The 22661-nt window shown below is 56.7% G+C and carries 17 protein-coding genes and 1 tRNA gene; 9 read left to right on the top strand and 9 right to left on the bottom strand.

Translation table 11 applies throughout. From position 1 onward, the window contains the following. Positions 1 to 63: 63 nt before the first annotated feature. The 3 genes from QZ517_RS01420 to QZ517_RS01410 form a co-directional block, all read right to left on the bottom strand. The gene (locus QZ517_RS01420) at positions 64 to 2289 is read right to left on the bottom strand and encodes a calcium-binding protein (RefSeq protein ID WP_294220893.1); all 2226 of its coding nucleotides are present in this window, start codon (positions 2287 to 2289) and stop codon (positions 64 to 66) included. A 304-nt stretch (positions 2290 to 2593) separates the two neighbouring features. Next, positions 2594 to 4927, bottom strand: a complete 2334-nt coding sequence (locus tag QZ517_RS01415) for a calcium-binding protein (protein WP_294220889.1) — start codon at positions 4925 to 4927, stop codon at positions 2594 to 2596. A gap of 248 nt (positions 4928 to 5175) precedes the next feature. After that, positions 5176 to 5249 (bottom strand) — tRNA-Cys (locus tag QZ517_RS01410). 260 nt (positions 5250 to 5509) lie between these two features. On the opposite strand from QZ517_RS01410, the gene QZ517_RS01405 reads away from it, so the two are divergent. The 3 genes from QZ517_RS01405 to QZ517_RS01395 all read left to right on the top strand — a co-directional run bounded on the left by QZ517_RS01405 (position 5510) and on the right by QZ517_RS01395 (position 8633). Further along, positions 5510 to 6163 carry a protein-L-isoaspartate O-methyltransferase gene (locus tag QZ517_RS01405; RefSeq protein WP_294220886.1) on the top strand — a complete coding sequence of 218 codons (654 nt, stop codon included), beginning with the start codon at positions 5510 to 5512 and terminating at the stop codon, positions 6161 to 6163. Between the two features lie 43 nt (positions 6164 to 6206). After that, positions 6207 to 7619, top strand: coding sequence for a TolC family outer membrane protein (locus QZ517_RS01400; protein ID WP_294220883.1), 1413 nt, complete (start codon positions 6207 to 6209; stop codon positions 7617 to 7619). 72 nt (positions 7620 to 7691) lie between these two features. Further along, positions 7692 to 8633: a hypothetical protein gene (locus QZ517_RS01395; protein ID WP_294220880.1), complete on the top strand. Its 942-nt coding sequence runs from the start codon at positions 7692 to 7694 to the stop codon at positions 8631 to 8633. Between the two features lie 89 nt (positions 8634 to 8722). Here QZ517_RS01395 and QZ517_RS01390 read toward each other — a convergent pair whose 3' ends face one another. Continuing rightward, positions 8723 to 9043, bottom strand: coding sequence for a DUF6280 family protein (locus tag QZ517_RS01390; protein ID WP_209065235.1), 321 nt, complete (start codon positions 9041 to 9043; stop codon positions 8723 to 8725). Positions 9044 to 9262: 219 nt separating this feature from the next. On the opposite strand from QZ517_RS01390, the gene efp reads away from it, so the two are divergent. Beyond that, positions 9263 to 9826 carry an elongation factor P gene (gene efp, locus QZ517_RS01385; RefSeq protein ID WP_294220873.1) on the top strand — a complete coding sequence of 188 codons (564 nt, stop codon included), beginning with the start codon at positions 9263 to 9265 and terminating at the stop codon, positions 9824 to 9826. 82 nt (positions 9827 to 9908) lie between these two features. Beyond that, positions 9909 to 10391, top strand: a complete 483-nt coding sequence (locus QZ517_RS01380) for a GNAT family N-acetyltransferase (protein ID WP_294220868.1) — start codon at positions 9909 to 9911, stop codon at positions 10389 to 10391. Here QZ517_RS01380 and QZ517_RS01375 read toward each other — a convergent pair. Next, positions 10379 to 11122 carry a folate-binding protein gene (locus QZ517_RS01375; RefSeq protein WP_294220864.1) on the bottom strand — a complete coding sequence of 248 codons (744 nt, stop codon included), beginning with the start codon at positions 11120 to 11122 and terminating at the stop codon, positions 10379 to 10381. The two genes, QZ517_RS01380 and QZ517_RS01375, sit on opposite strands and share 13 nt — an antisense overlap. Before the next feature lie 73 nt (positions 11123 to 11195). On the opposite strand from QZ517_RS01375, the gene QZ517_RS01370 reads away from it, so the two are divergent. After that, the gene (locus QZ517_RS01370; protein ID WP_294220860.1) at positions 11196 to 11882 is read left to right on the top strand and encodes a TIGR04283 family arsenosugar biosynthesis glycosyltransferase; all 687 of its coding nucleotides are present in this window, start codon (positions 11196 to 11198) and stop codon (positions 11880 to 11882) included. A gap of 5 nt (positions 11883 to 11887) precedes the next feature. Here QZ517_RS01370 and QZ517_RS01365 read toward each other — a convergent pair whose 3' ends face one another. After that, entirely contained in the window at positions 11888 to 13762 is a 1875-nt protein-coding gene (locus QZ517_RS01365; RefSeq protein ID WP_294220857.1) for an ABC transporter ATP-binding protein, read from the bottom strand. A 158-nt stretch (positions 13763 to 13920) separates the two neighbouring features. On the opposite strand from QZ517_RS01365, the gene QZ517_RS01360 reads away from it, so the two are divergent. Continuing rightward, on the top strand, positions 13921 to 15117 hold the full coding sequence (locus QZ517_RS01360) for an aminotransferase class V-fold PLP-dependent enzyme (RefSeq protein ID WP_294220854.1): 1197 nt from the start codon (positions 13921 to 13923) through the stop codon (positions 15115 to 15117). 272 nt (positions 15118 to 15389) lie between these two features. Here the strand turns inward: QZ517_RS01360 and QZ517_RS01355 are convergent, their stop codons facing one another. Further along, positions 15390 to 16493, bottom strand: coding sequence for a pyridoxal phosphate-dependent aminotransferase (locus tag QZ517_RS01355; protein WP_294220852.1), 1104 nt, complete (start codon positions 16491 to 16493; stop codon positions 15390 to 15392). Between the two features lie 121 nt (positions 16494 to 16614). Between QZ517_RS01355 and QZ517_RS01350 the strand changes: the two genes are divergently transcribed. Further along, positions 16615 to 17406, top strand: a complete 792-nt coding sequence (locus tag QZ517_RS01350; protein WP_294220849.1) for a crotonase/enoyl-CoA hydratase family protein — start codon at positions 16615 to 16617, stop codon at positions 17404 to 17406. Positions 17407 to 17503: 97 nt separating this feature from the next. Here QZ517_RS01350 and QZ517_RS01345 read toward each other — a convergent pair whose 3' ends face one another. Continuing rightward, a complete protein-coding gene (locus QZ517_RS01345) occupies positions 17504 to 20659 on the bottom strand; it encodes a valine--tRNA ligase (RefSeq protein WP_294220846.1) in 3156 nt (1051 codons plus the stop codon). Between the two features lie 324 nt (positions 20660 to 20983). Then, entirely contained in the window at positions 20984 to 21421 is a 438-nt protein-coding gene (locus QZ517_RS01340; RefSeq protein ID WP_294220842.1) for an Lrp/AsnC family transcriptional regulator, read from the bottom strand. A 107-nt stretch (positions 21422 to 21528) separates the two neighbouring features. Between QZ517_RS01340 and QZ517_RS01335 the strand changes: the two genes are divergently transcribed. After that, a complete protein-coding gene (locus QZ517_RS01335) occupies positions 21529 to 22659 on the top strand; it encodes a type III PLP-dependent enzyme (RefSeq protein WP_294220837.1) in 1131 nt (376 codons plus the stop codon). Positions 22660 to 22661: the final 2 nt, after the last annotated feature.

Raw genomic sequence — 22661 nt, 5'->3', positions numbered from 1 at the left:
CAGACACAAAACGGGCGGCCTTGGGAACAGGCCGCCTGTTTTGGTTTTTGTTTCTGGGGTCAATCACAGTTGCACCACGTCGTCCCCAATTTGCCAGTGATAGAGAGTTTCAATGAACAATGATTGCCCATTGTCAAAACGAATCTCGATACCAGGGCGCGAGTCGAAGCCGTAGATCAGGGCGATTTGCCCGTCACCGTCTGTATCTCTGAAGCCGTGTAGTTCAAGTGTGTCCACGTTGTCTTTAAAGTCGGTGATGGTGTCGTTGCCATGGAAGCGGTGAAATTGGAACACATCCACGCCTGTGCCACCTGTCAGTGTGTCGTTGCCAACCCCGCCGTTAAGGGTGTCATTTCCCGTGCCTCCGAAAAGGACGTCAATGTCGCTGCCGCCGTATAGTTCGTCGTTTCCGCGGCCGCCATAAAGCAGGTCGTTTCCGCGGTCGCCATAAAGCGTGTCATTACCCCCGTTGCCCCGTAACAGATTCGAAAAATCGTTGCCCCCTATGTTGTCGTGTCCGCGATTAGACCCTGAAGCGCCTTCAAAGTTGTCGATGGTGTCGTTGGCACTCCAGCCACCGGAAACTCTGTTGTTTTCCAGATTAATATTCACGCCGGTGGGACTGTCGAAGTAGCTGATGTAATCGTTGCCGAATCCGCCGTCAAAACGCTCCCGGCCGCCACCAGCCTTGACGTAGTCATCGCCGAACCCAAGCGAGATGTAGTCGTTGCCGCTGCCGCTATAGACCTTGTCGTTGCCGCTACCCGCAACGATTTTGTCGTTGCCGTCGCCGCCGTAGATTGTGTCATTGCCGTCCCTGGCAGAGATTGTGTCATTCCCGCCGTAAGTTTTGATGATGTTGGCGCCGGAGGTGCCCCGGATCGTATCAGAGCCGTTTTTGGAGCCGGAGACGTTTTCAAAGCCGCTGATGATGTCGTTTGTTGCCCAGGACCCCGAGACCGCGTTGGTCTGCAGATTGATGTTCACACCGGTTTTGCTGTCATAATAGCTGATGGTGTCGCGGCCATCGCCGCCGTGGAATTCTTCGCGTCCGCCACCAACCCGGACGTAGTCGTTGCCGTCGCCGAGATAGACTTTGTCGGTGCCGCCACCGGCATAGACCTTGTCGTTGCCACCGTAGGTGCGAATGGTGTTGGATCCGTCCGTTCCATAAATTTTGTCATGGCCAATGCGGGAGCCGGACACGCTTTCAAAGCCGCTGATGACATCGTTGGATGCCCAGCCGCGGGATACAGCGCTTGTTGCCAAGTTGACGGTCACGCCTTTGGAGCTGTCATAGTAGCTTAGGGAGTCTTTGCCGGCTCCGCCGTGGAACTCCTCGCGGCCGCCGCCGGCACGGACATAGTCATTGCCATCGCCCAGGTACACGATGTCATTGCCTTGGCGCGAGTAGACTTTGTCGTTGCCGCCCGCTGCGCGGATGATGTCATCACTGTTGGTGCCGGTGATGCGATCGTGGGTGCCGGTGCCTACAATGTCTTCAGTGTCAATGATTTGGAAGTTGTATTCGCCCAGGTGGCTGTACCTCGTAGTTCTATCCCCTGCCTCTTCCTCCCAGGTGTGTCCCATAGACAGGTAGAAAGCGCCGTCCTCGGATGGTGTGAACGCGAGTATGTCAGCGGATTTGAGATTGAAATCAGTAACGAGGTTGCCTTGATCGTCCAGAATTTTGAAGGGGATATATTCCTCGCCCCGTCCGTCACCCAATGTAATATTGATAGTGTATCGTTTGCCTGCTTCGAGAGACACTTCAAACATATCAGTATCGCCGTCGTAGTCGAGGCTGCCAGCCGTTGGTTCCGCGAAGTTGACGGAGGTTGCATCTGCGATCGTGTTGCCTTCAAGATCGGTCACTTCGTTGATGGTGAAGGTGTAGTCGACGTCATAGAAAGATCGGTGTTGTAAATTGATGAAGAAGGTGCCGGACGTTTCAATTCTTTGTGGCAGATTATCGTAGCCGCGGTAGGTATCGCTGATGATGTCCCGCATGATATGCCTGTCCGTATCCGCGTCATACTCATACCTACCTATGACGATGCGGAGGGTGTCGGGGTCTTCGGCGTTTAGACCAGACTCAGGCGCATATGCGCAGGAAAACTCGTAGATTTTGCCAGCTTCCAGAGTCACCCCAATCGTGTCTCTGTCCCACCGGTTAAATGTGCTGGTGACCGTCTCGCCCACATCGACGATGCGTGCGGTTGCTGGCGTGTCGCCAATGTCGGGTTCAGGGGTGTTGAGCGGGCTGGACAAAGCGTTTTCTAAAGTCATGCAGAACCAAGGTCAGTTTAGGGTTTCAAATGATGTGCGCCCGTTTGCAGCGCGAATTTTCTTTTTAGAGAATTTCAATTCCTAAGATCGCGCCTAGGGTGATTGTCGATGTCCTAGAATTCAAGGTAAACAGCTGGTTAACGCAGCGATATTTTCACATTTGTCACCAAATCACTTGCTTTCGTAGCCTTGCGAAGAAGAGGTGCCACAGCCCGGTTAAGGCGTGGCGTGAAGGCTGCCCAACGTAAAATGGGCGGCCCTTGGAAGAGGCCGCCCGTTTTTTCGGCTCAGTGCTGCGTTCGCACTACAGCTGAATGAAGTCATCGTTGCCAATGAGCCCATAGTAGATGTTCTCGATGGTAAGTGTTTGGCCATTATCAAAGCGGACTTCCACAGTGTAAAAACCAACGCGCCACAATCTTGCATAGTTGCCATCACCATCCAGATCCCTGAAACCGTCAGCTTCAATTTTGTCGATGCCATCCTGGAAGTCGGAGATAGTGTCGTCGCCATCGCCCAAATTGAAGTGGAACACGTCCGCACCCGAACCACCATAAAGCAGGTCGTCTCCGGATCCGCCGTCGAGAAAGTCGTTGCCACTTTCGCCGCGGAGGTTATCGCCAGAGCTACCGCCAAACAAGCGGTCGCTGCCACTGCCTCCGTATAGCCTGTCGCTGGAGGATCCGCCAAACAAGGTGTCGTTGCCTGTGCCACCATTAAGCGTGTCGTATCCGCTGCCACCGTCGAGCCTGTCGTTGCCTGACCCGCCATCGAGTCTGTCGCTGCCGCTGCGACCGTACAGCTTGTCATTGCCGCCGTAGCCTTTCAAGACGTTGGACCCGGAGGTCCCATACATCGTATCGGCTCCTTTGTTGGATCCAGAGGCGCTCTCGAAATTCTTAATGCTGTCGTTGCTGCCCCAGGCACCTGACACGCTGTCCGCTTCCAGATCGATCCAAATTCCGCCTGAGCTGTCATAATAACTGATGTAGTCGGTGCCAGAGCCGCCATCTAAGCGTTCCCGGCCGCCACCCGCTTTGACATAGTCGTTGCCGTCGCCAAGGGAGACGTAGTCGTTGCCGCTGCCGCCATAGACCTTGTCGTTGCCGCTACCCGCAACGATTTTGTCGTTGCCGTCGCCGCCGTAGATTGTGTCATTGCCGTCCCTGGCAGAGATTGTGTCATTCCCGCCGTAAGTTTTGATGATGTTGGCGCCGGAGGTGCCCCGGATCGTATCAGAGCCGTTTTTGGAGCCGGAGACGTTTTCAAAGCCGCTGATGATGTCGTTTGTTGCCCAGGACCCCGAGACCGCGTTGGTCTGCAGATTGATGTTCACACCGGTTTTGCTGTCATAATAGCTGATGGTGTCGCGGCCATCGCCGCCGTGGAATTCTTCGCGTCCGCCACCAACCCGGACGTAGTCGTTGCCGTCGCCGAGATAGACTTTGTCGGTGCCGCCACCGGCATAGACCTTGTCGTTGCCGCCGTAGGTGCGGATGGTATTGGCCCCGTCCGTGCCATAGATTTTGTCATGCCCAATGCGGGAGCCGGAGACGTTTTCAAACCCGCTGATGACGTCGTTGGAGGCCCATCCGCGTGATACAGCGTTGGTCGCCAAGTTGATGGTCACGCCTTTGGAGCTTTCATAGTAGCTAAGGGAGTCGCGGCCGCTTCCGCCATGAAATTCCTCGCGGCCGCCGCCAGCGCGGACATAATCATTGCCGGCCCCCAAGTGCACGACATCGTTGCCTTTGAGTGAGTAAACTTTGTCGTTGCCACCCGCTGCACGGATGATGTCATCACTATTGGTGCCAGTGATGCGATCGTCGGTGCCGGTGCCTACGATTTCTTCTACTTCGACAATCTGGAATTCGTATTCGCCCAGGTGGCTGCGCGACGGCTCCCGTAGACGTGACCCCCAGATGTGCTCCATAGACAGGTAGTATGTACCGCCCTCAGATGGGGTGAACACTAGTATATCCGGCGTGTTGAGGTTGAAGTCCGCAACAACGTTGCCTTGATCATCCAGGATTTTGGCGGGGATGTAGTCCTTCCCGCTGCCATCACCCAAAGTAATGTTGACAGCGTACCTTTTGCCCGCTTCGAGATCCACCTCAAACATGTCAACATCGCCAGAGTAGTCGAGGTCGCCATCCATTTGGTCACCGACGCTGATGGAGGTTGCATCTGCTATCGAGCCACCGTCACGATCAATCACTTCGTTCACGGTGAAGGTGTAGTCGACGGGTTCCTCGACACCGGAAGAACTGTGCCAACCTTTGATGAAGAAGGTACCGGTAACATCAATTTTCAGTGGCAGCGTGGCATTGCTGTAGTCATCTCCATAGATTTGGACACCTGTGTATGTGCCTGTGTAGTCGTTATACTCATACCGCGCCATCTCAATGCGGAATGTGTAATAGTCTTCAACTGTGTGACCGGAGCCTGGCGCATAGTCGAAGTTAAACTCGTAGATTTTTCCGGCTTCCAGAGTGAAGCCGAACATGTCCTCGTCATACCGTTCAAACGTGCTGGTGACGGTCTCACCGACATCAACCATGAGCGCGGTGTTGGGGCCATTGCCAATGTCAGGGGCAGGGGCGTTCACTGGCGGGGAAGAAAGATTTTCAATTGGCATGGGCAACCTGGTTGTTTTTTAATTGTACAAATTCTGGGTCTGCCCGCTGTTGGCAGGCACTAAATTCAGTTTGGGTGATTTTTTGCCATTCTGGTCAGCCGGAAGATGAGTTCGGACAGCTCGAATTGCAAGGTTAATTGAAGATTAACGGTGCGGCATAATCTGCAAAAACTCGCGCAGTGGTATGCATGCTACAGTGTCAGGACACGAAATTGGGCTGATGAACAAGCAGCTGTGTCGAGAAGAGGTGGAGGCGAGTACCGGAATCGAACCGGTGTACACGGATTTGCAATCCGCTGCGTCACCACTCCGCCAACTCGCCATCCGTGGTGCTCTGAAGTGATGCTTCAGAGTGGGCGCATAAATGATCTGAATCTTGAGAAGGTGCAAGCCCCTTTTTGAGGGCATTTTACGTCGGAGTGCGTGATGAGGGCCGGGCAGTTTCCCTTTACGGGGATCGCGGTTTTGGGCGAAGGTGCGCAGAGTTGCCACATTCATTTGAAAACACAGGGGCGTACCGTTGCTGCGGACGCGCGGTTGTGGCATGAGAACGCAACACGAGTCTGAGCACATGAGAAATCGATGACCGACTATGCCACCCTCCGCACCACAATGGTTGATACACAAATCCGTCCATCCGATGTGACAAAGTTCACCGTTATTGAGGCTATGCTCAATGTGCCACGTGAGGCCTTTGTACCAAACAGCCTGCGGGATGCGGCTTATGTCGACACCTGCGTACCCTTGGACACGGGGCGGGTGGTGCTGGATGCGCGCACATTGGCAAAGATGCTGGACGCGCTGGATATTCAAACCGACGAGCTGGTGCTGGATGTGGGGGCTGGTCTGGGCTATTCGTCCGCGGTGATTGCGCGGATGGCAGAGGCGGTGATCGCTGTCGAAGATGATGACGCGCGTGCATCTGAAGCACAGAGTACCCTGACCGAGCAGGGTGCTGACAATGCGGTGGTACACCACGGTGCGCTGGTGGACGGTGCTGCCGAGCACGGCCCTTATGATGTCGTTGTGTTGCAAGGTGGTGTTGAGCACATGCCGGAAGGCCTGTTGACGCAACTCAAAGAGGGTGGCCGAATTGCCGCTCTGTTTGTGGAAGGCGCTTTGGGGGTTGTGCGCATCGGCTATAAACTTGATGGTGACATCAACTGGACCTTTGCATTCAATGCAGGGGCCCCCGTAATGCCCGGATTCGAAAAAGACCGCGCATTCCAACTATAAGGCCGCCGAAAAGCAGGCCAACGATACGCAGGAGGCAGCAGCCATGTTCCAGAAGGTACAAAATGCGGTCCGGCGCGGTGCGCTGGCCTTGACCGTTTCAGTGGTGTCTATGAGCGCGGCGCAAGGCCAGACGCTCTCAGACGCTTTGGCGACCGCGTATGAGCATAGCGGATTGCTCGAGCAAAACCGAGCGTTGCTGCGGGCTGCAGACGAAGATGTGGCGATTTCACAAGCGCTGCTGCGTCCGATCATCAACTGGTTTGGCAACGTCAACTACGACTATGGCCGGAGCGGCGCAGGATCTGTGACCACGGCCGTTGGCTGGACGCCTTATGCCAATATCGGGGTTTCTGCGGATCTGCTGCTGTTTGACAATGGCAACTCTAAACTGGCCGTTGAGGCGGCAAAAGAATCAGTTTTGGCAACCCGTCAGGCGTTGGTGTCTGTAGAACAATCAGTGCTGTTTAACGCGGTGCAGGCGTTTATGGACGTTGTGTCTGACGATGAACTTGTCAAATTGCGCCAAAACAACCTCCGGCTTCTCGAACGGGAATTGCAGGCTGCGCAGGATCGGTTTGAAGTGGGTGAAGTCACACGTACCGACGTGGCGTTGGCCGAAGCTCGTTTGGCTGGCGCGCGCGCGCAATTGGCCGCGGCACGTGGTGATCTGGATGCCAGTAAAGAATTCTATGCAGCTGCCGTTGGCGAGCGCCCCGGCAACCTGGTGACACCGCGCAGCCTTCCAAAAGCCGCAGGGTCCGTCGATCAAGCCAAAACTGTTGCGGTGCGCTCACATCCACAGATGTTGCAGGCACAGTACCAGATTTCGGCGTCTGAAATTAATGTGGAGCGCGCGCGGGCGGCGATGGGGCCAACTGTTACGCTTAAAACAAATATCGGGGCCCGGCGGGATTTTGATTCTTCCGTGTTCTCAGATTCCGCCCGTGTGGGTGTCGAGCTGGGTGGTCCGATCTATCAAGGTGGCCGGCTGTCGGCGTTGCTGCGTCAATCTATGGCGCGTCGGGATGCTGAACGGGCGAACCTGCATGTGGTGCGTCACAGCATTCGTCAAAATGCGGGGACAGCTTGGGCACGGCTGATTGCGGCCGGTGCGCAAATTCAAGCCAGTGCGCGGCAAGTTGAAGCGTCGCGGATTGCCTTTGAAGGCGTGCGTGAAGAGGCCAAACTGGGCGCACGGACCACACTGGATGTCTTGACCGCTGAGCAGGACTTGCTGGATGCGGAAGCCGATCGCATTGATGCACAAGCGGTGCAGATTGTCGCGGCTTACGCGGTTCTGTCCTCCATGGGGCTTTTGACCGTGGATCACCTGAACCTGCGGGTGGAGCGGTATGACCCCGAAGCCTATTTCAACATGGTGAAAAACGCGCCTGCGCTGCGGTCTGAACAAGGTAAAAAATTAGACCGTGTGCTTAAAGCAATTGGGAAAGAATAACATTTTTCCTATCTGTTGTATGGCTTAGCCGCAGAGGCTACACTCTTCGTGAGGTAAGAGTGGTGAATTTCTATGTCCGATCCAGTGAGTAACACGGAAATCGAAGATGTTTTAACGTCCATTCGGCGGCTTGTGTCTGAAAACCGACCAGTGCCAAATGCTGAAGAGGCCGAGCCCTTGGTGCGGCCGGTTGGCGTTGAGTCTGCTGTTGCTCAAGATGATTTATCAGAGGAAACGCCCGCACCATCAGAGGTGCCACTGGCGTTGGTTTTGACGCCAGCACTTCGGGTTGCGGATACGCCAAGCGAGTCCGCCGACGCAGAGGACACTGGTCGAACTCACGATTCGGATGAGGTTGATGAAGCTCCTTTTACCGAGATTGAGGCTGACGAGGACTTTGACACAGTTGCACTGAAAGTCGGCGATGCCGAGGACGAGGAGACGGAAGACCCTATTCCCGAAGTGGATGTGGATTTCGTTGAAGATCAGCAGGATAGGCTTGAAAACACCGGCGTTGGTGAAAGCCAAATTCCGGATCCGGATCCGGATCCTTCGGTTGAGGCTGAAACCTGGACGCACGACGAGGCGGAAATGTCTTATGACGCTGTGAGTGATTCTTCGCCGGAAGAGGCAATGGATGAAGAGCAGCCGTTTGACTTCAAACAGGTGTTGGAAGCGCGGATTCATCACTTTCGGGATGCCACTTCAACCGAGGACGTGATCGAGGTGCCCGATGCAGAGGTGATGCCGGATATGGTGGACGCTGTTGTGGATGAGTTGCGCGAGAGCATGCCTGAAGAGGTGGCTGATGCGGTGGAATTGTCTCATGCCGATGGTTTTGGTGAGGCCATGGATGAAGCTGCGGAAATTGACGAAGCGATGCTACGTGAGATGGTGGCGGATATTGTGCGGCAAGAGCTTCAGGGGGCACTTGGTGAGCGGATCACACGCAATGTCCGTAAGCTGGTGCGGCGTGAAATCCATCGGGCTTTGGCGGCGCACGACTTGGGATAGGTTAACAAGCGGCTTTCAGCATGCATCATTTAGAAACAAAAAACGCGCCCAAAAGGGCGCGTTTTTTGATTGGCAGCGTTTGACGGTGCTTAGGCGGCTTCGGCCTGTGCAGCGGCATTGCGGCGTTCGCTCTCTTCGCGCGACAGCGCAACCGAGGTGCGGACACCTTTGCCGACAAATTCCATCAGGCCTTCGACCACACGTTCATTGGGGTCGATCCCGGCGCAGGACAGCACTTCGCGACCGTCGCGGGACCGGGCCCAACGGGCAATCTGTTCCGGGCCGTTGCCATATTTCTTGTCATCTGCAATGGCATCATCCAAGGCCGCGAGAACCACAGCTGCGAACAGCTTGCGTGCACGGTTACCTTGTTCATTGTTGTATGCCGCTGCATCAACGAAATCGGTCATCTCGTCGTCCTTGTGTTATTGCTCTTGTATTTCCGGCGTGGCGCTCCTTATGAACCATCCAAGCCGATTCGAATAGTCCGCAGATGCATAGCTTCTATGCGGAATTTGCATAGCATTCTGCGAATTTTTCCGGCGACAGGTTGTCTTGCCACCTGTCGACTGGGCAGATATAGGAGGCTAAACCCTCCGATCAACCTTTTTTGCTTAGGTTTTCTTAATATGCCCAAGATCAACGGAAACGAAATTCGTCCCGGAAACGTGCTGGAGCACAACGGTGGTCTTTGGGCCGCGGTGAAAGTGGACCACGTAAAGCCCGGAAAAGGCGGCGCATTTGCGCAGGTCGAAATGAAGAATTTGCGTAACGGTTCCAAGCTCAACGAGCGCTTTCGCTCTGCCGACAAAGTTGAGCGTGTGCGACTGGAGCAGAAAGACCAGCAGTTCCTCTATGAAGATGACGGCATGCTGATCTTCATGGACACTGAGACCTATGAGCAGAATCAAATTTCTGCGGAGTTGCTGGGCGAGCGCCGCCCCTTTCTGCAAGATGGCATGACCATTGTGGCAGAATTCCACGAGGCTGAGGCGTTGAACGCCAAGTTGCCGCAGAAAGTGATCTGCAAGGTTGTTGAGACGGAGCCAGTTGTAAAAGGCCAAACCGCTGCGAACTCGTTTAAGCCCGCGATCCTGGACAATGGTGTAAAAGTCATGGTGCCGCCGTTTGTGGGCCAAGACGAGAGTATCGTCGTGAACACCGAGACCATGGAATATTCCGAGCGCGCATAACCTGCGTCCGGACACAAAATTCCCCGCGCAACTTGCCGGGGCCAGATTGAGAAACCTCCGGTGACACCACTGGAGGTTTTTTATGATCAGACTTTTGAGAGCGGAAGAAGTGGAGAAGCTGTTGCCGTTGTCGGCGCAGGTGAATGCGCTGCATGAGGCGCAGTATCCGGATCAGTACCGCGGCGACGCTACGGCAGAGCAAGTGATGTGCTTCTTCTCGGAGCGGCTCGAAGAGGGTGCACAGATATTTGTGGCTGAAAGCGTTGATGGTGCGGTGACTGGGTTCTTGCTGGCCGTACCTGTCGTGCGGGACGCGTCGCCGTTTTTGCATCCGATGCGTCATTTGGTCTTGGATCAAATTTGCGTCGATGAGGAAAGCCGAGGGCAGGGCATTGGCAAAGCACTTGTCGCATCCATGGAAGAATGGATGTCGCAAAACCACTTTCAGGAGTGGCGTTCAATGGTCCATAGCTTCAACAGGCATTCCCAAAACTTGATGCGTGGGCAGGGCGCGGAGGTGCAGGTGACGCGCTATCGCAAGATGTTGGCTGATCAGGCCGGGTAGCGAACTTTGGCATCGCCTGCGGTCATGTTTTCGCTGGCGCGGTCAAAGCGCAGGTAGGCCAAGGCTTTATCATCCGCGTGACTGAGCAAGGTGCCGATGACTTTGTCGTTGTGTTGGATTGGCGTGCCGATGGGCGCGTCGCCGTCAATGCCAACCAGAGCCAGGCCTTTGCGCAACTTGGTTTTGTGCTTCATGCGGGCTGTGACCTCTTGGCCAACGTAACAGCCCTTTTTGAAATCGACGCCGTTTAAGCGCTCAAATCCCATTTCGAGAATGAAGCTGTTTTGGTCCAGCTCCAAGCCGGCACTCGGCACCTGATTTACCACATAGAGCGCGGTCCATTCGGTGGTGTCATCTTCTTGCGGCACGTCACGATAAGCGCGCCACCCCAGCGCTGACGTGCGAGGGTCTTCGGCGCCGTCTTCGGGCGCGTCTCCAAGGCCGCGGTGGAGGTGCAGGTCGGTCTGCTCAATGGAGACGTCGGCGCGCAGCTTATACATGGTGAGGCGCTGCCGTAGGGCGGGGGCTTGTGCCGCGTAAGCGTCCAGCAGAACGGCGTCGCCATCCCGCTTCAGAAAGAAGTCGGCGAGGTATTTGCCTTGTGGTGTCAGGATGGCCGCGTAGAGCAACCCATCGGTGAGGTGGGTCATGTCATTGGTGATGAGGCCTTGCAAAAAGCTCTCGGTGTCGCCGCCTGTGAGGCGTAAAATGCTGCGATCTGAGGTCGACATGCCGCTGCTCCTGTTCTTGCGCTTCCTTGTCATATAGAAGCGGTGTCGCTGTGCAACAGGGCTGGAGTAAGAAATGCGTGCACCTGTGAGTGTTGTCATTCCGACATTGAACGAAGAAGCCGGGCTGCCGGCTTGTCTAGGTGCGCTGTTTGAAGGTGTTTCGGCCGGCCTGTTGCGGGAACTGATTGTGGCGGATGCCGGATCACAGGACGCAACTTTGAAAATTGCTGAGGAGGCTGGCGCCGAAGTGGTGGTCTGTGCGCCGTCCCGAGGGGGGCAGTTGCGGAGTGGGGCCGTCAAGGCTCAAGGCGAGTGGCTGCTGTTTGTGCATGCTGATACGGTTTTGCCTGAGGGGTGGAGCGCAACAGTTGAGTCGCATTTGGCGCAAAACAATAGGGCGGGATATTTTGGATTGTCGTTTGACAAAGGCAACCTGGCTGGGAGGCTTGCGGCTGGCTGGGCCAACCTGCGAAGTCGGTTTTTTGGATTGCCGTATGGCGATCAGGCACTTTTGATTTCCCGACGTCTCTATGAGGATCTGGGTGGTTTCCCCGATATTCCTTTGATGGAGGACGTGGCGCTGGCGCGTGCGCTTGGACGATCGCGATTACAACGGCTTCCCGGGTTCGTCGCTACCAGTCCGCGCAAGTATCAGGCTCAGGGTTGGTTGCGCCGAGGTGGGCGCAACCTTTGGACGTTGGGTCGGTATTTGTGCGGCGTGTCACCGGAAAAACTGGCGGCCGCGTACCGGCGTCATTGAGCGGCTTATTCGCGTCCGGCCAGACGGCCAAAGAGACGTGCGACCAGTGACCGCTTCGGCTTGGGAAGAGCCGCATTGAAGCCTTCGGCAGGTTTCAAAGCCCGGGCCTCTGCAGTTTCACCTTTGGTTTTGAATTGCAGTTCGTAAAGGTCCGCGTAGATGCCGCCTTGCGCAAGCAGCTCTTCGTGGGTGCCTTCATCCACAACCTGACCTTTGTCCATGACCAGGATTTTGTCTGCATCCCGCACTGTTGAGAGACGGTGGGCAATCACCAATGTCGTGCGCCCGGTGGACAGCTTGTCGAGCGCCGCTTGAACAACGGTTTCTGACCGCGTGTCGAGCGCGGAAGTGGCTTCGTCCAACAGCAGGATGGGGGTGTCACGCAGCAGGGCGCGGGCAATCACCACGCGTTGCCGCTGGCCGCCAGACAAGTTGGTGCCGCGTGGGCCAACCTGGGTGTCCAAACCGTCCGCCAGCTTGGGCAGGAAATCAGAGACATGGGCAGCCTTTAAGACCTCTTGCAAACGCTCTTCGCTTACATTGGTTTGATCCAAAAGGATGTTCTCCCGGATGGTGTCATCAAAGAGCATGGCCTCTTGTGACACCACGGAAAACAGGCTGCGCAAGTCAGGTAGGCTCATGTCGCGATTGTTCACGCCGTCGATGAGACTGGTCCCAACTTGGGGATCAACAAGGCGGGTGAGGACATTAAAGATTGTCGACTTGCCTGCGCCAGATGCGCCCACAATTGCGGTTGTTTTGCCGGGCTCAGCCACAAAACTGGCGCCGTCTAGCACCGTAACGTCGCCATAAGAAAGGTTGACCTTGTCCATCGTGATGCCCGGAATGCCCTGTGGCGCTGCGACAGGATTGGGGGGAGATTTGATGGTGGGTTCGGCTTCGATGAGCTCTTTGAGGCGTTCGATCGCGGCGGCGGCGACCTGCCAACGGCCAGAGAGGCCCGCAAGGCGGCGCAGCGGTTCAAACATCATGCCCAGAGAGGTAAAGAAGCTCATGAATTGGCCGATAGATTTTTCACCAGATACAATCTCGCCACCGCCGTAAATCAGCACACAGAAGAAGCCGAGACCGGCGGTGAAATCCACCATCGCTGCGATGGAAGATGTGCCGGCGGTGGCCCGCACTTCTGCGCGCACCAGTTTGCCAGTCAAAAAGCCAAATTTTGTAATTTGGTATTTTTCCAGAAGGTTGAGCTTGGTGGGGATGATGCCGTGAAAGGTTTCATCAAGCCGCGTGGCGATTTTTGCACCCAAATCACGGGCTTCGCGTGCACGGCGGCGGACGAAGCGTTGCGCCACCAGAGACGGCAGGATCAGGAGAGGCGTGCCAATACAGGCCACAATGGTCCAGCGCCAATCCACGCTCAGAGCAACGCCGAGAAGGGCGATCAGCGAGATGAAGTCACGACCAGCGCCAGTGATAAAAGAACTCCACACCCCGTTAATGGCGCCCACATCTGATTGCGTGCGCTGAATGAGATATCCTGGCGGGTGGGTTTGATGAAACGCGTTGTCTTGCAGCATCATGCGGCCAAGCAAGTCGATGCGCAGGTCGGCAGAGGTGCGTTGTGCCGCGGTGGTCATCATGACCTTGTGGCCAATGCTGGTTACGCCGCGGGTGAAAAAGATACCGGCAAAAACCATGCCAACCGCCCAAAGTGCGGTTTCACTACCTGCCGAAAAAGCCGTGTCAAACATCGGTTCCATCATCCAGGCGATGAGGCCGAGCGTGGAGCCTTCGATTGCCATGAGAATGGAAGAGAAAATCAGCAGCCACTTGTGACGGTGAAGATACTTTCGCCAAAGCCAGGTCAGTAAATAGCCGTTGTCTTTGGTGGGTTGGACGTCTGTGTCAGTCACGATTGCAGCCTTTTCCGACCTTGTATTTGTAATTGACCTTTACAGGGCGCAGAGAGGCAAAACCAGTGCCAATACAGAGTGCTGTAGGCAGGTCGCAAGCAATTGACGTTGCGCAAAAGCTGGCTAGGGTGCCAAGGAGATTAACTGGGGCAGCGATCATGAAACTCACACAGGGACAAACCTATCTGGCGATTCCGGGGCCATCGGTGATGCCGGAGGCGGTGTTGCGCGCGATGCATCGGGCGGCGCCAAACATCTATGAAGGCGAGTTGATTGAGTTGACCCATGGGCTGGTGCCGGATCTGAAGAAGATCGCAGGCACAAGGCATGATGTGGCAATCTATATCGGAAACGGTCACGCTGTTTGGGAGGCTTCCTTGGCCAATGTGATTGGGGAAGGCGATCGTGTTTTGGTGCCTGTGACCGGGGCTTTTGGGCATGGCTGGCGTGAAGTTGCGACCGGTTTGGGAGCTGAATGTGAGGTCATCGATTTTGGCCGCCGGGCCCCAATGGATTCGGCGAAAGTGGCGGAGGCGTTGGCGGCGGACAAGACGCAGAGCATCAAAGCTGTGTTGGCTGTACATGTGGACACATCCACCTCAGTGCGCAATGACATTGCCGCTTTGCGCGCCGCGATTGATGCGACTGGCCACCCAGCTTTGCTGATGGTGGATTGCATCGCTTCCCTTGGCTGTGACCGGTTTGAAATGGACGCCTGGGGTGTCGACGTGATGATTGCCGCCAGCCAAAAGGGGCTGATGGTGCCGCCAGGCATGGCGTTTGTGTTCTTTAACGAAAAGGCCGCTGCACGTCGGGCGGAGATGCCCCGTGTGAGCCGGTATTGGGATTGGGCGCCTCGAGCCAATCCTGACGCGTACTATCAGTTGTTTTGTGGGACAGCGCCGACGCATCACCTGTATGGGCTGCGCGCGTCGTTGGATATGATCCTGGATGAGGGGCTGGAACAGGTTTGGCAACGCCATGACGTTTTGGCCCGCGCCATTTGGGCTGCGTGTGAGACTTGGGCGACGGTGGGGCCACTGGAGCTTAATGTTGCGGAGGAAGCGCATCGGAGCAGGGCTGTTACGTCCCTACGCATTGGAAAGGAACACGGCACACGGTTGCGGCGTTGGTGCCAGGATCAAGCGGGGGTGACGCTGGGCATTGGTCTCGGCATGGCCACGGAGGACGATCCGCAAAGTGATGGGTTTTTCCGGTTTGGTCACATGGGGCATGTGAATGCCCAGATGATCATGGGGCTGTTGGCCAGCGTACAGACAGGCTTGATTGCTCTGGATATTCCACACGGTTCTGGCGCGATCGAAGCGGCGGCGCGGGTGATTGCAAAAGCCTAGGCACGCTGCTCAAAGTAGGTGCGCAGGCGGTCGATTCCAGCGTTTAGGACGATGGCAAGTATCAAGACCGCAGGAAGGCCCCAGAGAAGAAGCACCAGCAAGAAAACCCACAGAAGGTTGATAAATGCCATTATGAGGCAGGTGGTCGTGTGGTCTTGGACAGGTTGAACAGGGCGCGACATCGCAGGCTCTCTTTACACTTAGCGTGCTTTGATTCGTGCCATAGAACGGAAAAAAATCTATGAACGCGGCGTGCGTTAAGTGTGGGGGCGTTAGGCCAAGTCCGCTAAGACTTCGCCAAGGGCTTTGTCCAGGAGCGTGATCTCGGCCTCGGGTGCGCAGCTGACGCGGATGCAGCGGTTTTGTGGCGCGACAAAGGGCATACGCGCAAAGATACCGCGTGCCACCAATCCATCGAGGATCGCTTTGGCATATGCGCCATCACGACCGCAGTCTATGGCCACAAAATTTGTTGCCGAGGGCAGGGCTTTGAGGCCGTGATTGGCGGCGACAGCCGCGATATGCTGGCGAGAGGCTTCGACTTTGCCACAGGTCTCAGAGAGCCAAGCGGCGTCTTGTAGCCCCGCCAGCGCACCGGCTTGCGCGGCGCGGTTCATGCCAAAGTGATTGCGGATTTTCTCAAAGGCGCGGATGTTGGTGGCTTCACCCATAGCGTAGCCCACACGGGCACCGGCCATGCCATACGCCTTGGAAAAAGTGCGCATGCGGATCACACGGGGATCGGTGATGGCGATTGTTGGCGCCGTGCCTTTGGGGGCCAATTCGACGTAGGCTTCATCTAAAAGAAGTAGGCAACCGTCTGGGATGTTGTCGAGCTGCGCAACGATGTCATTGCCCGTGCACCAGCTGCCCATTGGGTTGTCGGGATTGGCGAAGTAGACCAGTTTGGCGTCGACTTCAGCCGCTTTGGCTAGCAGAGCAGCCAGGTCTTCGGCGTCTTCGCGATAAGGCACCTTGTGCAGAGTGCCGCCAAAGCCCGCGACGTGGTAATTGAAGGTGGGGTAGGCGCCTTCAGACGTGACCACCGCGTCGCCTTCGCCAATCAGCAGGCGTACGAGGTAACCGAGCAAGCCGTCGATGCCTTCGCCAACCACGAGGTTCTCCGGCGCAATGCCGTGGCGCTCGGCCAAGGCGTGGCGCAGATCATAGCTTTCGGGATCGCCGTACATCCAGATCTCACCCGCGGCTTTTTGCATCGCATCAATCGCCTTGGGCGAGGGGCCAAAGATGTTTTCATTGGCACCGATGCGGGCGGCAAAGGGGTGCCCCATGGCGCGCTCTTGTGCTTCGGGGCCGACAAAAGGAACGGTGGCGGGCAGGCTTTCAGCCAGTTTGGTATAGCGAGGTCCGGTCATGTGCGGAAAGTGACGCAAGGACGGGGAGGGCACAAGAGCAAATGCCCTCACGTCAGGGTGGATTTCCTCCCGCGAGGCACGGAGTGTAAGATCAAGCAAACCCATCTGTGAGGAGGCTGTTATGGCCCGTGTATCGGTAGAGATCAAAGACCACATCGCCCATGTGCGGCTGACCCGTGGCGACAAGATGAACGCGCTGGATCAGGCGATGTTTGACGGCATCATCGAGGCCGGTGAAGGCCTGATGGACAACGGCGATGTGCGGGTTGTGGTGCTCTCTGGGGAGGGCAAGTCCTTCTGCGCCGGGCTCGACGTGATGAGCTTTGCTGCGCTGGCGGGGCAAGACCCGGTGGCGCGGATCATGCCACGCACCCATGGCAATGCGAATGACGCGCAGCAAGTTGCGATGGTGTGGCGCAAGCTGAAGGTGCCGGTGATTGCGGCGTTGCAGGGCGTGGCCTTTGGCGGCGGCTGTCAATTGGCGTTGGGCGCGGACATTCGCGTTGCCGCGCCGGGCACCAAGATGGCGATCATGGAAATGAAATGGGGGCTGATCCCGGATATGGGCGGGATGACCTTGTTGCCGCATTTGGTGCGCTCGGATGTGTTGCGGCGTCTGACCTATACGGCTGCACCGGTTGAGGCGGAGCAGGCTTTGGCTTGGGGATTGGTGACTGAGATCGCCGAAGACCCGCTCGCCGCTGCGATGGCTTTGGCGGAAGAGATTGCAGGTAAGAGCCCCTCGGCTGTGAAAGCGGCCAAGGCGCTGATTGGATACGCGGAAGAGCATATGGATGATGTGGACGCGGTGCTTCTGGAAGAGAGCCGGGCGCAGGCGGATTTGATTGGTAAGCCGCATCAGATGGAAGTGATCGCAGCCAATATCCAGAAACGAAAGCCAAATTTCGGCTGAGATCTGTCGAAGTGGTTACCCTAGTGACGGTGCGGACCAGGGATTGAGAGCAGATGCCATGCCCGCAAAGGGCATGGCATCTTTGTTTTGATGAGCCTTAGTCCAGCTCGGCAAGTTTAGCCAAGGCCGCTTTGATCTTGGTCTCTTCTTCTTCGCGCAGGGCTAGGTTTTCACGGGCTTCAGCAACCACCTCTTCGGGAGCTGACGCCGCGAATTTCGGGTTTTTCAATCGGCCACGCAACCCGCCAAGTTCTTTGGCCAGTTTGCCGAGGTTTTTCTCCTGACGCGCTTTTTCCGCAGCCACATCAATGATGTCGGCCAAGGGAAGCGCAAAGGAGGCGCCGGGAGCGCCGATGGAGATACAGCCTTTTGGCAGTTCGTCGGCCTGTGTCAGGCTCTCGATGCGTGCTTTGTTCATGATCAGCGCGCCGTTGCGATCCCAGTAGTCTTGAGCGGCAGCGTCCATGTCCGTGACCAGCATCGGCACAATAGAGCCTGACGGCACGTTCAATTGCGCGCGCGCAGAGCGAACGTTGCCGATAACCGCGATGACCCAATTCATTTCGGCTTCGGCCTCCGCATCCACCAGATCAGCGGAAGTGTAAGTGGGCCATTGCGCGTGGGCCAACATCTGCGACGCCGTGCCCGTTTTGAAACCACGGCCTTCTGTGACGTTCCAGAGCTCTTCTGTGACAAAAGGCATGATTGGGTGCATCAGGATCAACGCTTGGTCGATAACCCAGGCAAAGGTGGCGCGGGTCTCTTCTTTGGCCGCAGCATCGTCGCCCTGAAACACCGGTTTGGTGAACTCCAGGTAGCGGTCACAGAAGGTGTTCCAGAAGGTGGAATAAAGCGCGTTGGCGGCATCGTTGAAGCGGAAGCTTTCAAAGCCTGCATCGACTTCTTCACGCAGTTTGGCAATCTCGCCGACGATCCAACGGTTCAACGGCAGGGTCACCTTGGGGGGTTCAGCTCCACGCTCGGCGTTAAAGGCGTCAATCTGGCTGTCGCCATAAGAACAGGCCTGCCAGATTTTGGTGACAAAATTGCGGTAACCTTCAATACGCTTCATGTCGAGTTTCAGCACACCACCCAAAGAGGCCATGGCGGCATTTGTAAAGCGCAGCGCGTCGGTGCCGTATTGATCAATGATCTCCAGCGGGTCCACCACATTGCCGGTGGATTTAGACATCTTCTTGCCTTTGGCGTCGCGCACGAGGCCATGTAGATAGACGGTGTCAAACGGGATTTGGTCCACCACAGCGAGCTGCATCATCATCATGCGGGCGACCCAGAAGAACAGGATGTCCTGACCGGTGACCAGCGTGGAGGTGGGGAAGTATTTGCCCAATGCGTCGGTGTTTTCTGGCCAACCCAAGGTGCCAATGGGCCAAAGACCGGAGGAGAACCAAGTGTCGAGCACGTCAGGATCACGCCAAACCGGGTACACCAGTTTCAGCGGATCTTGGTCCACCACGTATTGTGCAAGGCTTTCAGCCAGCATGTGGATGGCTTCGTGCTTGTCGGCCACTTCGACCACTTTTCCGTGGTTTAATGGCGCGGGGATATTGGCGTTGTCATCAAGGAACTGCTCAACAACACCCTCGAAGTTTGCGGCACAGTGGGTGACGTTGCCACGGTGCAGCATGCCGCCATCACCGAGCAAGCGGCCCATTTCGACGAGATCCAACGCACCGTTGTTTTCGTCATCTTTGAAATCATCAGCCGAGAGATCGAGGCCATACCACACAGGGATTTGATGCCCCCACCACAGCTGGCGGGAGATACACCAAGGTTCAATGTTTTCCAGCCAGTGGAAATAGACCTTTTCACCGCTTTCCGGCAGGATTTTCACGTCACCGTTGCGTACGGCGTCGAGTGCCGGGCCAACAATCTTGTCGGTTTCCACAAACCACTGATCGGTCAGCATTGGCTCGATGACCACTTTGGAGCGGTCGCCAAACGGCTGCATGATAGGTTTGTTTTCGACCACTGGGATGTCGCGGAAGGCTTCGTGGCCTTCGTCGTCCACGTAGTGTTCGGTTGTCATCACCGCGAGGCCTTCGTCGGTGATTTGCTGGACGACCAGTTTACGCGCTTCAAAGCGGTCCAGGCCGCGCAGGTCATCCGGGACGAGGTTCACGCCGTCAGCTTCATTCACGGTCAGGCTGCGCTCGCCTTTGGCCACGGACATGGCGATGGTTGCGGCGGCGTCATAGCTGTCGCCATCGGCGCGCATCGCGCCTTTGCTGTCCATCAGGCGGTACATTGGGATGCCGCCGCGCTTTGCAACCTGGTAGTCGTTGAAGTCATGCGCGCCGGTGATTTTCACCGCACCGGAGCCGAAGTCTTTGTCCGGGTATTCGTCGGTGATGATCGGAATCAGGCGGCGGTGTTCTTTGGGACCCACCGGGATTTCGCAAAGCTTGCCAACGATGGAGGCGTAACGCTCATCAGACGGGTGTACTGCGACTGCGCCGTCGCCCAGCATGGTCTCCGGGCGGGTGGTAGCGATGGAGATGTAGTCGCGCTCTTCTTCAAGTGTGACGTTGCCGTCTTCATCTTTCTCGACGTAGGTGTAGGTCGCACCACCCGCCAGCGGGTACTTGAAGTGCCACATGTGACCGGCCACTTCGATGTTTTCCACTTCGAGGTCGGAGATGGCGGTTTCGAAATGCGGATCCCAGTTTACGAGGCGTTTGCCGCGATAGATGAGACCTTTGTTGTACATCTCAACAAAGACTTTCAGAACGGCATCGTGGAAGTTGCCGCCAGCCACGTCGTCCGGTGCTCCGGGCGCGCCGGACATTGTGAAGGCTTCGCGGGAAAAATCACAAGAGGCCCCAAGGCGCTTGAGCTGGTTGATGATGGTGCCGCCGCTTTCGGCTTTCCAGTCCCAGACTTTTTCGAGGAACCTCTCGCGGCCCAGTTCGGCGCGGGAAGGCTGTTGGGTTTCGGCCAGCTTGCGCTCCACGACCATTTGGGTGGCGATGCCCGCGTGGTCGGTGCCCGGCTGCCACAGGGTGTCAAACCCTTGCATGCGTTTCCAGCGGATCAGAATGTCTTGCAACGTGTTGTTAAACGCGTGGCCCATATGCAAAACGCCGGTGACGTTGGGGGGCGGGATCATGATGCAGTAGGTGGAGGCACCCGGTTTTGCGTTTGCTCCCGCGGTGAAGCAGCCTGCTTTTTCCCATGCGTCAAACAGCCGGCCTTCGGCCTCGGCTGCGTTGAAGGTTTTTTCCATCGCCATTGGTGTGATCCCTTGTGTCGGTTCGCGCCCGTTATCAATCGGAGTTGTCTCTATCGAATGCGAGAACAAAGGGGAAGCGGGAAGACATTGTTTAGGAAAGTGGAGAAATCCTGAATTTATTCACTCAAGTTGGAAAAATTCAAAAAAGATCTGGTTTGTTAAGGTTCTGTTAACGCTTTCGACAGCATAAGCAGAGTGTGGCGCAAGACGCCTCCACGCTAGAAGGCGATGAGATGTACATCCTGCGTGCCAGAACGGCACGCAAATCATCTCTCCCTCGAAGTTTCCAGAAAGACAGGTTTTTAGTGGCGTTTGTTTGCGTGGTCAGCCGCGTGGACGGTCCAGCTTGGTGGACAGATGGATCAGGCTTTCGGAGCTTTTTACGCCCTTGGCCTCGCCGATGTTGTCGAGCGTGTCGTCCAGCTCCGATGTGCTATCGGCGGCCAGTTGCACAATCAGGTCAAAACGTCCGGAACAGGTGTTCACACTTTCCACAGCTGGCAGAGATTTCAGGCGATCCAGCACAATGGGGCCGCTGCGCAATTCGATGGAGAGAAGAGCGGTGGCGCGCAGTCTCGGCCGAGCGACATCTCCAAGGCGGAGAGTATAGCCAGCGATGGCACCGGAGGTTTCTAGCCGGTCGATGCGCGCCTGAACAGTGGTGCGGGCCAGGCCAAGTTTGCGAGCCAGTGTTGCCACCGGCGCACGGGCATTCTCGCTGAGCAGGGCCAAGAGTCGTGTGTCAGTTTCGTCAGGTTGCATATCTGTGCCGTCAATTTGCCGAGTCTTTCCGGCATTTTTACCAGAGTGCCGCGTGGAATCGACAAGAAAATCCCTCAGGCTGAGTGAAAACAGGATTGAGGTAGGAAATGCGCAACGATCCGGCCCTTTGGCCGTCCCCTTCTTGGCATCTGACGAAGTTTTCACCAGACGCGCCGGTTTTGTATTTTGCCCCTGAGGTGCTGCAAGCCACGGCGCAGCGGTTTGTCGACGGGTTTGCAGGGCTGGTGACCTATGCGGTGAAAGCCAATGACCACGAGGCAGTGCTGTCCAATTTGGTGAGCGCGGGGCTGACGGCGTTTGATGTGGCGTCGCCCTTGGAGATGGCGCGGGTGCGGCGTGTGGCGCCGGATGCGGTGCTGCATTATCACAATCCGGTGCGGTCGGTGGCCGAGATCACCGAGGCGGTGGGGCATGGGATTGCCAGCTGGTCAGTGGATTGTCCGCGCGAGTTGCAGAAACTGGCGGACGTGCCGCGTGTTGGAACCGAAATTGCGGTGCGGCTGCGGTTGCCGGTGGCTGGTGCGGCGTATGATTTTGGCGAGAAGTTTGGCGCGGACCCGGATCAGGCAGTAGAATTGCTACAACAAGCGCGGGACATGGGGTTTGCCACTTCTTTGACGTTTCATCCGGGCACGCAATGTGCGGATCCGCAGGCCTGGGCGGTTTATATCGTTGAGGCTGCAGATGTGGCACGGCGCGCAGGCGTGGCGCTAAAGCGATTGAATGTCGGCGGCGGCTTTGCCGCGCATCGCAGTGGGGCTGCGCCGGACTTGGAGGCGATTTTTGATCGGATTGCGGCTGAGACCGTGCGCGCGTTTGGCGATGAGGCCCCTGCGCTGGTCTGTGAACCGGGCCGCGCGATGGTGGCGGAAGCATTTACGTTGGCGGTTCGGGTGAAGACTGTGCGTGACACGGCGGTGTTCCTGAATGATGGGATTTATGGCGCGCTGACCGAGCTGCGCGATATTGGCGTGCCGGACCGGATTTCTGTGCTTCGGCCAGACGGGGCCGTGGTTGATGGTGAGATGGCGCGCAAGGTGGTCTACGGGCCGACGTGCGACAGTCTTGATCGGCTGCCGGATCCCGTGGCGTTGCCCGCGCAGATAGCTGAGGGCGATTTTGTGATGATCAAAGCCATGGGGGCATACTCATCATCCCTGTCCACAGGGTTTAACGGCTATGGTTTGCAGGAAATGGTAACTGTCGCCACGTTGTAAGG

The sequence above is a fragment of the uncultured Shimia sp. genome (assembly GCF_913054185.1).
In the GTDB taxonomy this organism is placed as follows: domain Bacteria; phylum Pseudomonadota; class Alphaproteobacteria; order Rhodobacterales; family Rhodobacteraceae; genus Shimia.
This window is presented reverse-complemented; position numbering and strand designations above follow the sequence as displayed.